Origin of the sequence: Chryseobacterium defluvii (genome assembly GCF_003634775.1) — a bacterium.
GTDB lineage: Bacteria > Bacteroidota > Bacteroidia > Flavobacteriales > Weeksellaceae > Chryseobacterium > Chryseobacterium defluvii.
This window is the reverse complement of sequence record NZ_RBXB01000002.1, coordinates 488,245-504,151: the sequence shown is the minus strand read 5'-3', so window position 1 is coordinate 504,151 and position 15,907 is coordinate 488,245. Positions and strand designations below refer to the sequence as shown.

The following is a 15,907-nucleotide window of genomic DNA, read 5'->3' as shown; positions in this document are numbered from 1 at the left end:
CCCCGAAGTAATCCGGGGTAGTTTTTTATAGGATAAATGTAACTGAAAAAATTAATCTTTTTTCCTTACCGTTCTCTGTTCAATTCTTTTCTCGAACTTTTCTCCCTGGAAAATTCTCTGAACCATAATTCCCGGGATATGTACCTCGTTGGGATCCAGTTGCCCCGGTTCCACCAATTCTTCCACTTCGGCAATCGTTATTTTGCCAGCTCCCGCCATTGGAAAATTGAAATTTCTTGCTGACCCTTTGAAAATAAGGTTTCCGGCATGATCCCCTTTCCAGGCTTTTACAATAGAAAAATCTGCTTTGTAGGCATGTTCCAAAATATGTGGTTTTCCGTCAAAATCTTTTACTTCTTTTCCTTCCGCCACTTCGGTTCCAAAACCTGCCGGGGTATAAAATGCAGGAATTCCAGCCTGCGCAGCTCTGCATTTTTCTGCAAGAGTCCCCTGTGGAGTGAGCTCCACATCCAATTCTCCGGAAAGCATTTGTCTTTCGAATTCAGCATTTTCGCCTACATAAGAGGAGATCATTTTTTTGATTTGTCTTTTGTGAAGTAACAATCCCAATCCGAAATCATCCACACCTGCGTTGTTTGAAATACAAGTAAGATCTTTTACATCACTCTCTACCAAAGCATTAATAGAGTTTTCAGGAATACCGCAAAGACCGAATCCGCCCAACATCAGTGTCATTCCATCTTTGATTCCTTCGATGGCTTCCTTTGCATTTTTTACTCTTTTATCTATCATGAAATATTAGATTTTCTGTCCGCTAAATTTAATCATTTTTAGTAATAGGTTTGAATTTCGCTTACAAAAAATGCGGGAAAATTTTCCCGCACTTCATTATTACTTCCTGAATATTATTGAATAATAAGTTTTAAAGTAAACAGCTTTCTGGTATGTACCTTTACGAAATACACTCCTTTCGGCAGATTTTCATTCACTAAGGAAAAACGCTGGTTATGAATATTTTTAGATTCATATAATAGTTCTCCGGAAGCAGAAACCAGCTCGATCTTTTCAATCGGATAATCACTTTTAATGAAGGTAGGTTCTCCCGGTTTTGAAGGGTTCGGATATAGAATGACATTTTTCTCCGTGCTATTTTTTACCTCGTCTGTTCCCAATGTGGGTGAAGTTACCTGGAACTGTACCCTGTTGGATACTTCCGTATAGGAATCATTAGTAAACATAACCATATAGTAGTTGCCCGGTGTGGTTGGTACTCCGTTTACATTTCCTGTAATGGTTTTGGTACCCTGTGTTATTCCGTCGAAATAAGTATAAGAAGTAAAGTTATCATCCGGAGTTTGAATGCTTTGAGGATAAATTCCCAACCAGTCTTTGATAATTCCCGGAGAATCTGTCCATGAAGCAGTAATGCTTTCTCCTAATGTATATACGGGCTTATTGATCCATAATTCCGTAACAATATCTCCTACTTTAAAGAATATTTTATCACCGATCGGCGTGTAACCATCTTCAAGGTAATATTGTGCATAATAATATCCTTTTGGAAGTCCTGTAAAATTAAGGGTTCCTGAAGCGGCATTCACGTAGCTCCATTTTATAGACGTATTGGTTCCCGGAACCTGCCCCATTTTATAGATTCCGATCCAGTCTTTTACCAGGTTCGGACCATTGCTATAGTTGATAATCACAGTTCCCCCCACCGGATAGACATCCGAAGTTGCCTGTAATTGAACTTTAGGACCTACATAGAAGTTTTTTCGTGGAGTAATTTCTGTATATCCATTATTGGCGAAGAAACCTGCAAAATATTGTCCTTTATTAGCTAAGCCGGTATTGAAATTGACGGTTCCTGCAGTTTGTCCATTAGTGTAAGCGTATACCTGAGAGGTTACTGTTGCCGGATTCTGGCCTTTTTTATAGATCCCCACCCAATCCTGCTGATTTCCGGGTCCTCCTGTGAAAGTGGCTGTAATAGGTTCGTTTTGCAGGTATTCTGTTTTATTTAATGTGAAAGTCGGATTGGAAACTACGCTTCCTGTCACTTCAAATTGCTTCACATCGCTCCAGTCGCTCCACTCCAGGTTTCTGTCTCTGTAACGGACTTTTGCATAATAGGTTCCATTTGAAATGGAATTGGCAGCGAAATTAGCTTTGGTAATATCTACTCCTGCATTCAGGTTTTTTGTCAGATCCGGATTTCCATTTCCGTCTTTTCCGAACCAGTTTTCATAATCACGATAAAATTCTTTATCGATAACTGAAAAATCAGGAGCTTTACTGATGAGGAACTGGGTAGTATTCAAAAGTTCTCCGTTGGAAGAGTAAAATGCGCTTCCATCCAATGTTAACGGTAAAGTTATTGGTCCTGTAAAAGTATTAGTAATAGATGGTTTTGCAGGCTTTGGCTGATTTTTATACCGGTGGAAAGTATCGATCTTTTCATTATATTTTTTGGTATAGATTCCTCCGATGGAATAACATTCTACGTCTACTTTTCCATTGGTAACGTCTACTTCCACGATCTGATAGGTCCAGTCTGTCAATGTTTTCTGAACATCATCGAAATCCTGTTCATTGGACATTCCCCAATACTGGTCCCAGGCTGTACCTCCTGAAATGATCTGATAATTTGGGGTGTTTTTCAATTGTCCCCTATGGTATAAATGGTGATGCGCTCCAACGTGCATCAGATATTTATTGGAAGTTACTAAAAGAGGCACTGCATTATTCCTTACCCAAGGTGAAATATCTCCAACATACTGCTCCGCCTGATAAGGTCTGTGGCTTAAGGAAATAATCCAGTCTACGGTAATATCATTATTAGCTTCATTCAAAACTTGTTGCAACCAAGTTTGTTGTGCTGAACCAGTGTGTTCAGAACTCAAGCTGACAAATAGTACATTTCCGGCTTGTTGAGCATAATAGTTTTCATTGCCTGACGATATGCCTTTATAAGTAATCTCATCAATATAAAAGTGGGCGTAATAGGAATTCATCCCTAAACTTCCATAGGTTTCATGATTACCTACGGTCGTCTGGATAGGTAAATAAGGAGATAGCTTGGTATTCTTCTTAAAGTGAACATTTTCATAATGATCCAGAGTTCCTACATCTACCTGATCTCCTACCATAAAAGTAAGCGCTACATTATCTGAAGGATCTGAATTGGCTCCGAATTTTTGTTTTAATTTCTTGAAAGCATTTAATGTTAGCGTATCATATCTCGGTTCTGCCTTAATCTGATTATCTCCCATGATCAGGAAACGTATTTTACCATCTGCTGTGGCAGGCTGCCCAGCCAAAGGAAGGGTTCTGAAATTATACACTTCGGATTCGCTGGCTCCCGTTTTTATTTTGTAATAATATTTTGTATTCGGTTGTAGATTGGTGATTTTAGCCGTATGGTAATAATAGTTATTATTATATCCCGTATCTGAAAATATATTGGTGGTTCCGGTAACCGTAACGTTCAAGTTGGTTGGGGAATTTCCATACATTACCGTGGTTTCATTGTTGGACGCTGTTTTCCAGTTCACAATCATAGAATTGGGAGTCGGGTTTTGTAAATAAGGAAATAGAGTCTGTCCGAAAGTCATCTGGACGACAAAACAAAAAAAGAATAAGGTAAGTCTCATAATTAATAATTTAAGGGATGTTATATGTATGTAATAATTTGAGAATAAAGTAATTTTATATCGGGCAAAAGTAGAACTCTCATATAAACCCTATTTGATATGAACTTAAAGGAAGTGTTAATTTTTAACCCTTACATTGCTTAAAAAATTATAGTTTTTTACACAGTAAATATTTGGCATATTCAAAAACTAATTTGTATATTTGCAACCTGTTATTCAACCTCTGACGATAACCGTGTAAGTTGCTTAGCTTTAACATTTTATTTTATTAATAATGGATTTATTAAAGTACGTACAAGACAAGTACATCGCAAAAAAAGAATTTCCTGAATTCAAAGCGGGTGATACCATTACTGTGTATTACGAAATTAAAGAAGGACAAAAGACAAGGACTCAGTTCTTCAAAGGAACAGTTATCCAATTGAGAGGTACCGGTTCTACAAAAACTTTCACGATCAGAAAAATGAGTGGTGATGTAGGTGTAGAAAGAGTATTCCCAATCAACATGCCTGCTCTTCAAAAAATTGAAGTTGACAGAAGAGGTAAAGTTAGAAGATCTAGAATTTATTACTTCAGAGACCTTAGAGGTAAAAAAGCTAGAATCAAGGATGCTGCTTTCAAGAAATAGAAATTCAGACAACAATACATATAAAAAGAGGCTGTTCATTTTGAACAGCCTCTTTTTATTCTTTTATTTTATAAAGTCATATAAGGCATCAAAAAATTTCGGATATACTTCGATATGCGGAAGATGACCTACATTTTCAAGCTCCACCAGTTTCGAACCTGCAATTTCCCTTTGCGTTTTCTTACCTAATTCCTGATATTGCCCCATCAAAGGCTGAACTTCTTTAGGCGCCCTGTCTTTTCCTATTGCTGTTCTGTCTCTGGTCCCGATAATCAACAGAGTTGGTGTTTTAATATTTTTAAATTCATATACAACCGGCTGATTGAAAATGATATCACTGGTTAAAGCTGCATTCCAGGCCACTTGCGGGTAATCCTTGCTTATGGTCCACCCTGCCAAAAGATTCAGCCACTTGTCATATTCCGGTTTCCACTGATTGTCATAATAAAATTTCAACTGATAATTTTTATAAGATTCGTATGTGTTTTTCAGTTCGGATTTATAAGCATCATCAATGGTCTGATATTTTGCTAATGCTTTATAATCTTCCAGCCCGATAGGATTTTCCAGAATCAGTTTTTCAACAGTCTCCGGGTACATCAAAGTAAAGCGTGTAGCCAGCATCCCGCCCATTGAATGTCCTAAAACAATTGTTTTATTAACAGCAACCTCATCCAGAATAGCTTTGGTATTAGCGGCCAACTGAGCAAATGAGAACTGATAATGTTGAGGCTTGGAGGATTTTCCAAAACCGATCTGATCAGGGATAATCACTCTAAATCCTTTTGCAGATAAATCTTTTGCTGTTTGTTCCCAATAAGCCCCATTAAAGTTTTTTCCATGAAGAAGCATTATTGTTTTCCCATTGGGTATTTTAGGTTTTACATCCATATAAGCCATTTTCAGGTCATTATTCTGGGTTTTCAGATGTATGAAGTGCACTTCATAAGGATATTGATAGTCGGTAAGCATATCATCAAGAGGTCTAAGCTGGGAAAATACCTCAACCGGCATAATTAATAATAGTATTACTAGCCCTATATTTTTAAAATATCTCATAAAACTTATTTATATATAAAAATAAAAAAACCACTTCAAAAGAAGTAGTTTTCATTATTGTATTTAATTTAATTATAATTTCTTTAAGAAAATTCTACCACCTCATATTCCTTTTTTTTACTCGGCAGATTCATGAGAACGATAGCAAAAAGAATAAGTACAATTCCTACCCATTGGATCAAAAGAACTTTCTCCCCCAGCAGTACAAAAGCCATCGTTACGGAAACCGGCAACTCAAGTGAAGAAACTATGCTTCCTAAACCTAATCCCGCATTTGGAAATCCTATGTTGAAAAGAATCGGTGGAATAATAGTTCCAAATAAAGCCAGAACCAAACCATATTTCCAAAGTATAGAGTAATTAAAGGAATGAATATGTTCCGTATTCTCCGTAAAGTTTAAGTATATAGATTTTAAACTGTCAAAATAAAGTGGCCCGATCTGGGCAAAGAATAAAAATGCAAATACCACAACAGCTCCTCCGGAAAGCATGACAATACTTTTCCTGAAGACCGGTAAATGTGTTGCAAGAGTATTTGATGTAAACATCGTCAGCGTATAAGATACAGCCGCCATTAGTCCCCAGAAGATTCCCCTCCAGTCTAATTCTATTTCAACATTAATAAGATTAGTGGCTAAGACAGTGCCCAACAAAACAACAACAGTCGCGAAAATCTTTCTGGCATTGGGCATTTTTTTAGCTAAAAAGCTTTCTACCACTACGCTGAACCAAACAGACTGCATCAGCAGGACAATGGCAATAGAAACATTAATGTACTGAACGGCAATGTAATAAAATAAGCTCGTACATCCCATAGATGTTCCCGCCAGCATCAATGTTCTGAATTCTTTGGGGTTTGGTGATGTTAATCTTTGCTTAGAGGTTATCGTTTGAATAAAATTAAGCAGCAACAGGCCTACCAATCCTAACACAAACTGCGATGTTGTAACCTCTGAAGTGGTATATCCCTCCTGATAGGCCATTTTCACGAATGTTGCCAGCATACCATATATACTTGCCCCTATTCCAACAAACACAACTCCTTTTAGTATATTTTTCTTCTTCATAATCTATTTTTCAGCCAGCAAAGGTACGATAACTGGCTAAAATATAGTAACTGCCATCAATATAATAGATAAATAAAATCGGCTCAGGCTTTGCCTGAGCCGATTTATGATTTCAATAAAAAGCCACTCCAAAGAGTGGCTTCATGTATCATAATAGTTGAAGATTATTTACCTTCTTCCATTTTTCTTTTCAATTCTGCTAATGCATCGATATCTCCAAGAGTTGATCTTTCTTCATTATTTGAAGAAGAAGATACGTTTCTGGAAGAAGCTTCTTTAGCATTTTTCTTCTCTTCATCTCTGAAGATACCTGTGTGAGAAACTACTACTCTCTTGAACTCTTTATTGAATTCGATTACTTTGAAATCAGCCTCTTCTCCTTTCTTGATTTTAGATCCATCTTCTTTCTCTAATAATCTTGAAGGGCAGAAAGCTTCAACCTCAGCATCTTCGAATTGTACAGAAGCTCCTTTATCGTGAACTTCTACCGCTTTACCAGCGTGGATAGTTCCTTCAGCATATTTAGTTTCGAATGTATCCCATGGGTTTTCAGTCAATTGCTTGTGACCTAGAGATAATCTTCTAGCCTGGATATCCAATTCTAGTACGATAACGTCTAATTTATCACCTACTGCACAGAATTCAGACGGATGCTTGATTTTCTTAGTCCAAGAAAGATCAGAGATGTAGATTAATCCGTCGATACCTTCTTCTAATTCTACGAATACACCAAAATTAGTGAAGTTTCTTACCGTTCCTACATGCTTAGATCCTACCGGATACTTAGCTTCGATATTTTCCCATGGATCTTTAGATAACTGCTTGATACCAAGAGAAATTTTTCTTTCGTCTCTATCTAAAGTTAATACTTCAGCTTCTACTTCATCACCTACTTTTACAAAATCACCGGCAGATCTTAAGTGAGTAGACCAAGACATTTCAGAAACGTGGATTAATCCTTCAACACCTGGAGCGATTTCTACGAATGCACCATAGTCAGCAAGAACTACTACTTTTCCTTTTACTTTGTCTCCTACTTTTAAGTCAGCAGAAAGAGCATCCCATGGGTGTGGCTCTAATTGCTTCATACCCAATTGGATTCTTGTTTTCTCATCATCGAAATCAAGGATTACAACTTTTACAGTTTGTCCGTCCTCAAGGATTTCAGATGGGTGGTTTACTCTAGACCAAGAAAGATCTGTAATGTGGATTAATCCGTCTACACCACCTAAGTCGATGAACACACCGTAAGAAGTAATATTCTTAACAGTACCTTCAAGAACTTGTCCTTTCTCTAATTGAGAGATGATTTCTTTTTTCTGACCTTCGATATCTGCTTCGATCAACGCTTTGTGAGATACTACTACGTTTTTGAACTCAGGGTTGATTTTCACAACTTTGAACTCCATAGTTTTACCTACAAACTGATCGTAGTCTTTAATTGGCTTAACGTCAATTTGAGAACCAGGTAAGAATGCTTCGATTCCGTGTACGTCAACGATCATACCTCCTTTAGTTCTTGATTTCACAAAACCGTTTACAATTTCACCTGTTTCGTGAAGTTCATTTACTTTATCCCAAGCTTTTAGAGTTCTTGCTTTTTTGTGAGATAATTGTAACTGACCAGTTTTGTCTTCTCTTCTGTCAACCATTACTTCTACTTCATCACCTACTTTTAACCCTTGGTTGTAACGGAATTCGTTAAGAGAAATAACACCTTCTGATTTGAAGTTGATGTCTACGATCGCTTCTTTGTCAGTTAATCTTACAACTTTTCCAACTAAAACGTCGTTATCGTCTAAGTTGTTAAGAGATCCGTTGTAGATTTCTTCTAAATCGCTTTTTTCTTTTCTCGCATCTGCATCAAGACCTGATTCGAAAGAATCCCAATCAAATTGTTCCGGTGCTACGTTTTGGTTTAATAAAACCTCTGCTGAATTTGTCTCTTTTGACATTTTCTAATAAAATTTGTATTCCTTCTTTTTTAACGGTTCGAATCAATGTGGATTAAAAAATACGGAAGTAATTAATTTTTAATTATTTACTCTTCAAACCTGTACCACAAAAGTGGGTGCAAAGATACTAATTTTATTTCAGATAAACAACAACTTTATCCTTTAACAATTATCTTTGAAAACCTTTGATTCTCAATACTATTCTAAAAATTAAAAGCACACCTAAACATCCATTTTAAGGATTAAGAAACTTTTTGCAGCTATCCACTTAATCCTCGGTGCAGGCTTCGTTTCATTCCTCACAATGCCTGAAGTTCTACTGAAAGAAATTCCCCTCCTCCGGAGGGTGCCAAAAATTTTTTAGAATTTTTGGCGGGGTGGTTCCCAACAGTAACGAATAACAAAAAAACTGCCTCCTAAATTACTACCTTTGCAACATGGAATTACAATCAATCTTTCAAAAACTGCAGATTCAGGACATGAATCAGATGCAGAAATCCACTTATAAAGCTTCTGAAAACAACCAGGATATCATCCTGCTTTCCCCTACAGGTTCAGGAAAAACGCTTGCCTTTTTGTTTCCCGTTCTTCGAAATCTTAGAAAAGACGTTTCCGGGATCCAGACCTTGATTTTAGTTCCGGCAAGAGAATTAGCGTTACAGATTGAACAGGTTTTCAAAGCTATAGGGACAGATTTCAAGGTTTCCGTTTGCTATGGCGGACATGATAAAAAGATTGAAATCAATAATCTGATTGAAGCTCCGGCAGTTCTCATCGGTACTCCCGGAAGAGTTGTTTATCACCTAAGAAATAACAATTTTGATCCTAAAACCATTCAGACTTTAGTGCTGGATGAATTTGATAAAGCCTTGGAATTAGGATTTCAGGAAGACATGGAATTTATAATCCGTTCTCTGAAAAATGCATCTCAAAGGATATTGACTTCCGCTACTGCAATGGATGAAATTCCTCCTTTTACAGGGCTAAAGAATGAAAAAACCATTGATTTTTTAAAGTTAAATGATGCCAAACCGGACATTCAGCTTAAAAAAGTGATGACCACTCCGGAAGAAAAATTGGATACTCTTTTCAATCTGATCTGCAAAATAGGGAATAAAAGAACGTTGATTTTCTGTAATCACCGGGAAGCAGTAGACCGTATCTCAGAGCTTTTACGGCAAAAAGGAATAGACAGGGAAACTTTTCATGGCGGCATGGAGCAGGACGAAAGAGAGCGTGCCTTATTAAAATTCAGGAATGACTCCGCAAGAATTTTAATCACAACCGATTTAGCTTCCCGTGGATTAGACGTTCCTGAAGTTGAATCCATTGTTCATTATCAATTACCTCCTAAAGAAGATGCCTTTATTCATAGAAATGGACGTACTGCAAGGATGAATGCCAAAGGTTTTGCCTATTTAATAATGACTGAGGACGAAAATTTCCCGTTCATTAAAAACAATACTCCGGAAGAAAATGTAACCGGCTTTAATAAAGTTCCCGGAAAAACTCCTTTTCAGACAATTTACATCAGTGCGGGAAAGAAAGACAAAGTCAATAAAGTGGATATTGTCGGATATATGATCAAAAAAGGCGAATTACAAAAAGAAGACATTGGATTAATTGAAGTAAAAGATACCACTTCTTATGTTGCTGTTTCCAGGGATAAGATAAATGCTGTTCTGAAAAAATTAAGCAATGAAAAACTGAAGGGTAAAAAAGTAAAAATGGAAGTAGCTTTTTGATACTTCCATTTTTTATATTATTATTTCGTTCCTTTTACTTTAGTTGGTAAAATATAAACCGACTTTGAAGCCGTAATGAAAAGTATATCATTATTTTCCCCGCCAAACGTCACATTCGAAGTCCAATCTTCAGGAATCGGAATATGGTAGATCTTTTTGCCACTGCGATTAAAAACACGTACCCCATCACCTGTTAAATAAAGGTTTCCATGTTTATCCAATGTCATCCCATCGGATCCCATTTCACAGAAAAGCTTTTTTTCGGAAAGCTTTCCCTCACCTAATATGTCATATACGTAAGTTTTTTTGGCATCAATATCTGAAACATAGAGTTTTTTAAATTTTTCGCTACCTACGATTCCATTAGGCTGGGTAAAAGTGTCAATTTTAATTACTTTTCCTTCTTTATTCCTATAATAAAGGCTTTTGTGCGGAATTTCCTGCTTGAAATCATCCCAATACTCTCTTTCATACAAAGGATCTGTAAAATACAATCCTCCAGAAGAATCATTCCATACATCATTGGGGCCATTCAACCGTTTTCCTTCGAAACCTTTTAACAGTACCTGAACGTTTTTATCTTTGGATATCTTCCATATTTCGCCCTGGTCATCGGAACAGGTAATGAGATTGCCATCCTTATCAAAGTGGGTACCGTTGGCTCTTCCGGTTTTATCTAAAAATTCAATGATCCTATTGGTTTTCCATTCCCAAACATAAATTTTATCATTAGGCTGGTCTGTAAAATACACATTTCCCTCCTCATCCGAAGAAGGTCCTTCGGTAAAGCTGAACTGGTCTGAAATTTTTTCCGGCTTTACATCATCATAAAACATATGGCTGTAATTTACTGATTGGCAATTTACTAATGCTAAAACCAAACCAATCCTATATAGTAGTTTCAAATTTCTCATTCTCCATTATTTTACAAGTGCACAATTTACAACAAAAAAGAGGTCAACCTGGGTTGACCTCTTTAGAATATTGCTAAAAATTTTTATTTAATAATTAGTTTTTGACTATGTACCCCCTTAGAAGAATTCAGGTTAATGATATATACCCCTTTAGGCATACTTAGATTAAATTCCTGGGTGTGATCTCCAGCTCCCTGATAAGAAGAAGAGTGAATCAATCTTCCACTTGAATCAAATAATGTTACTTTAACATCCCCTGATAAGTTTCTTGACTTGATAAAGAAATTACCATTACTAGGATTCGGATAAATCTTAATATCATTATTCAAAGGAGAAATTTCTCTGGTTCCCAGAGCCTGTGTTGCCTGAGTACAAACTTCAATAGCCCATGAATTGATTGTTCCCTGATCTCCTGTAAAGTTATCAGATGCAAACAGTTTCCATACTCCCTGGGCTTTGTGCCCTTTAAAGATCGCTAAAGATTCATAGGACTTTACATCTCCCTGAATCGGAGTAGCACACGTAGGAGCAGCTCCCGTATCACTAAACGCAGCGACGATATTATCCTGAGAAGTACATGATCTGTTCCAGATAATGGCAGAGGTACCATTTGGAGCCTCTATTCCAACCGCAAGATCCTGAACATAGGTATGGGCAATGTTTGGAGTTACTTTAATTTTGGTAATAGTTCCTGTATTATTAATAGTTAAAGGAGCTAATACTCTTGGAGCCGATATGGCATCTCCGCCAGGCCCGTCAGTAATGGTTACCGCAGGTCCGCTGTAAGTATAAGTAGTACAGGTTTCTCCTGTTACAGTATAATCAATCACAAAGCTTGGACTCACCGCATAATAAATATTATTCACAGCTTCCACCAAAATATAGGCATTGGAAGACGTAGATCCTGCCGGAATTGTAACCTGCTGAGTTCCGTCATTCGGTGTATTGGCGGCTAATGTCGTAAAGGTAAGTCCGCCATCTATGGAAAGCCTGATATTAACATTTGCCGTACTCACAGGAGCTGCAGTAGTTCCTGCAACATTCCACGTTACGGTTGTATTGGCTCCTGAACTTAATGACTGGCCAAATGTAGGCGCAGTAACCTGAAAAGGGCCGGAAACAGCATCTACCGTTACAGCGGTGGTTGCCTGTCCTATCTGTGGTTGTGTAGGATTATTGTTTCTTACAGACATCGTGAAGCTAAGCGTTCTTGCGATACTGGATACAGATTCCCAAGTTGTGGTTAAAACTCCCGCTAAAACTTTATTAAAATCCGGAAAATATCTTGCCGGAGTACTTACCGGATTCACAGACCTGAATAAGGGACCCGACGGTTTTGTAGCATATGCAATGGAATTTGCGCCAATTTGTGCATTAGCAGCCTGATCTGTTTGTTCTACCGTATACGTATAAGAAGCACTGCCTGCATCAGATGTTGTTCCCCGGATAACAAAAGGAGTTGATTTTGGAATCGTATAGCTTCCACTTAAAGTTACTGTTGGTGCCGGAATAGTAAATGGCGTGTTGACCCCACAAGTTACCGAGTTTACTTTATTTTTGATCTGATTCACACTATTGATATGATAGTAATCATTGGAATTGAACTGAACATCCAGATTTCCGCCAATAATTCCTGTATAGGCCATAATTGTGCTTCCACTGCCCGGCTCTACTCTTTGGTCAAGCTGGCCGGTATGTGATGTATAGGTATGCCCTGCGCCTAATTGGTGCCCCATTTCATGGGCAACATAATCTATATCAAATTTATCTCCTTCGGGAAAATTATGGGCCGTCCAACCGCCTGCTTTCTGGCTATTGTTACAGATTACTCCCAAATAAGCCGCTCCATTCGCGTCCTGCTTATCTATCAGATGCCCTAAATCATAGTCCGTAGAAGGTATTATTCCTGTTATTCCTGTTATGGCATCATCAGGCCCTCCCGTAGTGTATGGCTCCGGTGTACCGCCGGTATAAAATATTAAAGAGTTCGTATTGGCAATTAAATTGAAATGCAACGATAATTCCCTTTCGAATACTGTGTTTAATCTTGTTACAGTAGCATTCATTGCTGCCAGGATAGCTGTTTTCTTTTGGGCATCCGTAGCTGAGCCCGGAATTCCTGCGGCCGTCAAATGATAGTCTCCATATGCCTCCGTACATGATAAAGCAAGCCTGAAAACATTGTAACCGGCAAGTTTATTAGTGGAAATATTTCCGTTGCTTATATTCTTTTCCACTTCTCCTTTGGTGGAACATATAAAAGATTCATCACCCTGGTTTTTTCTTGCCCCTGAATCAAAAACCGCATACACATTTCTGTCGTCTGTGTAGGGCTCTATATATTCAGTCGAACCAGACCTGGAAATCATGGACGAAAAATTAAAAGGGGATACACTAAATCTCAAATAAGCTGTAGGATCATCCACCCCTGTTCCCACATAAGATCTTATATCAGGGTGCTGTGCCTGCAATTCAGGAGACATATTTGAAAATTCCCAAACCTGAAATTTCTCAACTTTACCACTGGCAACAGGAATAGAAATAATAATTCCTTTGCCGCCGGCTGAGCGTTCGGGAGCATTTTTTAATAGTTGTCCCAATTGATCCGTATTCAATGCATACAATGCTGAATATTCCAGTTTTTCCTGGGATTTTTTAATTTTTTGGGACCGGAGTTCCGTTTTTGACCACTGTGAAAACCCCAGGCAGGAAATCAGCAGCATCATAATAAATAAAGAGCGTTTCATATTGATGTAATTTAGGTTTGTATTATGTTGATTTTCTAGGGGTTAAATTACTAAAAAATTGTGATTCCTTAAGAAAATCATAAAGGATATTTTATTATGCTCAATAATTTATTACAAATCTTTCTTTCCATAAGTAAAATCAACAGGGCCCGGCTTTGGAGAAGATTTGAAACCTCTTAGTTGTAACACATGTTAAAAAATTTTATCTTTGGGGTTTAGGATTAGTAAAATGAAGATAAATTTACCGGATAAACTGTATTATTCTATAGGCGAAGTCGCCAGGGCTTTTGATGTGAATACCTCATTAATACGGTATTGGGAGCAGGAATTTCCTATCATTAAACCTAAAAAGAATAAAAAAGGAAACCGGTATTTCACTCCTGAGGATATTAAAAATCTTCAGATTATTTATCACCTGGTAAAAGAAAAGGGATATACCCTGGATGGGGCCCGTATCGCATTAACTACCAACAGCAAAATTTCTGAAACCATTACTTTAATAGACAGGCTGGAGTTTGTAAAAGCCGAGCTCCTGAAGCTCAAAGAGTCTTTAGTTGAAAAAGATACAGAGTAGATAATTATTTACCTATAAATTGAATAAGCCCTCCGGATTGGAGGGCTTATTTTAATCTGGAAGAAAAACTAAAGCTATTACAGAACAATTTAAATCATTATACAGAACCAAAATAGGAAACTGTCACTTCTTAACTGTTTACTAGAGTTCTCAATAATGCATTGGCAGAATACTCATTTCATTAAAAAATTTCTAAATAAACAGGATTTATTTTCATTTTTAAAACAAATTCTTACAATTATTAATTCAAAATACACTAATACCCAGTCACTTGTTGCCCCGCTATCTTTTTATAGCTAAGTTTACTATATGATGAAAAAAGATTATTACCAAAAGGTAGCATTGCTGGGAATGCTGCTCATTATCTTATTTGGATTTCAAAAATATACAGGTAAGAAAGAAAACTTTTCCGGGGTTCAGTTTATTTCTGAAAATGCACCCCCCTTATCTGATTTTGACCCCAATGAACTGGATGCTCAACAATGGCAGAGCCTGGGATTTTCAGAAAAGCAGGCGGCTACGATTCTTCATTATAAGGAGTTAATCGGCGGGAAATTTATTTCCAAGGCACAATTAAAAAAATGTTATGCCATTAAAGCGGAAAAATTTGAAGAGCTCAACCCTTACCTTATGCTTCCTGAAACCACTCAGGAAGCCAGAGTCTATAAAAATCAAAAACAATCATTGATCCTTTCCGGAAAATTTAATCCGGATCATATTTCTGCTGATCGTTGGATCCAAATGGGTTTCTCTGAAAAACAGGCAGAAGCTATACTTAAATATAAAAAATACTTGGGCGGAAGCTTCGGCAGTAAAGAAAAATTGAAGGAATGTTTTATCATCAGTGAAGAACATTACAGGCAACTGGAACCTTATCTGATCTTGCCGGACAAAATTTCCGGGAACTCCGGTCCATCCAATCCTTATACCGTAAAAACTAATATACAATACAAGTCTTTTGATCCCAATATTCTTGACATTGCAGGATGGCAATCTCTTGGCTTTACACAAAACCAGGCTAAAGTGATTGTTAATTACCGTGATAAAAATTTAAAAGGAAACTTTAAAAGCCCGGAAGATCTTAAGAAATGTTTCGTTATTTCTGCTGAAAAGTTTGAAGAACTGGAACCTTACATCAAAATAGATCCAACTGCATTTGCTGTAAAACAGGAGAAAACAGATTTTTCAAAAACAGACCTGAATGCCATTACTTTTAAACAACTTTTAGAGTTTGGACTGGACGAGAAAAGTGCCGGTTCTATGATCGGATTCAGGAGAAAGTTGGGTGGTTTTGTCAATAAGCAGCAGATCCTGGAAACTTATAACATTGATAAAGAACAGGTTGAAAAATTAATCTCTATTTGTCCGTTAAATGCTACAGAAGTACAAAAATATACTTTACTGGACGCTCCCGAAGAATGGTTAAAAAATCACCCTTATTTCAAATATTCTGCAAATAAGATCATTTTTTACCGGATCAGTACCCCGGATGAGAAGAAGATATGGAAACTGCTGAAACTGAAGCCGGAATATGAAACGAGAATGAAACTTTATCTGAAATGAGTTATGAGTTATGAGTTATGAGTCATGAGTCATGAGTTATA

At 37.2% G+C, this 15,907-nt stretch carries 11 protein-coding genes; 4 read left to right on the top strand and 7 right to left on the bottom strand.

Annotation, left to right across the window (positions count from 1 at the left end):
* Positions 1 to 51 precede the first annotated feature (51 nt).
* Both BCF58_RS09060 and BCF58_RS09055 read right to left on the bottom strand, forming a co-directional pair.
* The gene (locus BCF58_RS09060) at positions 52 to 753 is read right to left on the bottom strand and encodes a CoA transferase subunit A (protein ID WP_121461474.1); all 702 of its coding nucleotides are present in this window, start codon (positions 751 to 753) and stop codon (positions 52 to 54) included.
* A 113-nt stretch (positions 754 to 866) separates the two neighbouring features.
* The gene (locus BCF58_RS09055) at positions 867 to 3,614 is read right to left on the bottom strand and encodes a fibronectin type III domain-containing protein (RefSeq protein ID WP_121461473.1); all 2,748 of its coding nucleotides are present in this window, start codon (positions 3,612 to 3,614) and stop codon (positions 867 to 869) included.
* A gap of 274 nt (positions 3,615 to 3,888) precedes the next feature.
* Between BCF58_RS09055 and rplS the strand changes: the two genes are divergently transcribed.
* On the top strand, positions 3,889 to 4,242 hold the full coding sequence (gene rplS / locus BCF58_RS09050) for a 50S ribosomal protein L19 (RefSeq protein ID WP_089792393.1): 354 nt from the start codon (positions 3,889 to 3,891) through the stop codon (positions 4,240 to 4,242).
* 63 nt (positions 4,243 to 4,305) lie between these two features.
* Here rplS and BCF58_RS09045 read toward each other — a convergent pair whose 3' ends face one another.
* From BCF58_RS09045 to rpsA, 3 genes are all read right to left on the bottom strand, one after another.
* Positions 4,306 to 5,301 (bottom strand): alpha/beta fold hydrolase, encoded by a 996-nt coding sequence (locus BCF58_RS09045; RefSeq protein WP_121461472.1) that lies wholly within the window; start codon positions 5,299 to 5,301, stop codon positions 4,306 to 4,308.
* 83 nt (positions 5,302 to 5,384) lie between these two features.
* A complete protein-coding gene (locus tag BCF58_RS09040; RefSeq protein ID WP_121461471.1) occupies positions 5,385 to 6,368 on the bottom strand; it encodes an EamA family transporter in 984 nt (327 codons plus the stop codon).
* A 164-nt stretch (positions 6,369 to 6,532) separates the two neighbouring features.
* The gene (rpsA, locus tag BCF58_RS09035; protein ID WP_121461470.1) at positions 6,533 to 8,323 is read right to left on the bottom strand and encodes a 30S ribosomal protein S1; all 1,791 of its coding nucleotides are present in this window, start codon (positions 8,321 to 8,323) and stop codon (positions 6,533 to 6,535) included.
* Positions 8,324 to 8,760: 437 nt separating this feature from the next.
* Here rpsA and BCF58_RS09030 point away from each other — a divergent pair, with 437 nt between their 5' ends.
* Positions 8,761 to 10,068 (top strand): DEAD/DEAH box helicase, encoded by a 1,308-nt coding sequence (locus BCF58_RS09030; RefSeq protein ID WP_121461469.1) that lies wholly within the window; start codon positions 8,761 to 8,763, stop codon positions 10,066 to 10,068.
* Positions 10,069 to 10,088: 20 nt separating this feature from the next.
* On the opposite strand, the gene BCF58_RS09025 is transcribed toward BCF58_RS09030, so the two are convergent.
* Both BCF58_RS09025 and BCF58_RS09020 read right to left on the bottom strand, forming a co-directional pair.
* Positions 10,089 to 10,982, bottom strand: a complete 894-nt coding sequence (locus BCF58_RS09025) for an SMP-30/gluconolactonase/LRE family protein (protein ID WP_121461468.1) — start codon at positions 10,980 to 10,982, stop codon at positions 10,089 to 10,091.
* Positions 10,983 to 11,065: 83 nt separating this feature from the next.
* The gene (locus tag BCF58_RS09020) at positions 11,066 to 13,729 is read right to left on the bottom strand and encodes a reprolysin-like metallopeptidase (RefSeq protein WP_121461467.1); all 2,664 of its coding nucleotides are present in this window, start codon (positions 13,727 to 13,729) and stop codon (positions 11,066 to 11,068) included.
* 229 nt (positions 13,730 to 13,958) lie between these two features.
* Between BCF58_RS09020 and BCF58_RS09015 the strand changes: the two genes are divergently transcribed.
* Positions 13,959 to 14,303, top strand: coding sequence for a MerR family transcriptional regulator (locus tag BCF58_RS09015; RefSeq protein ID WP_121461466.1), 345 nt, complete (start codon positions 13,959 to 13,961; stop codon positions 14,301 to 14,303).
* A 309-nt stretch (positions 14,304 to 14,612) separates the two neighbouring features.
* Complete coding sequence (locus tag BCF58_RS09010; protein WP_228434769.1) at positions 14,613 to 15,866, top strand: helix-hairpin-helix domain-containing protein; 1,254 nt, start codon at positions 14,613 to 14,615, stop codon at positions 15,864 to 15,866.
* Positions 15,867 to 15,907 lie beyond the last annotated feature (41 nt).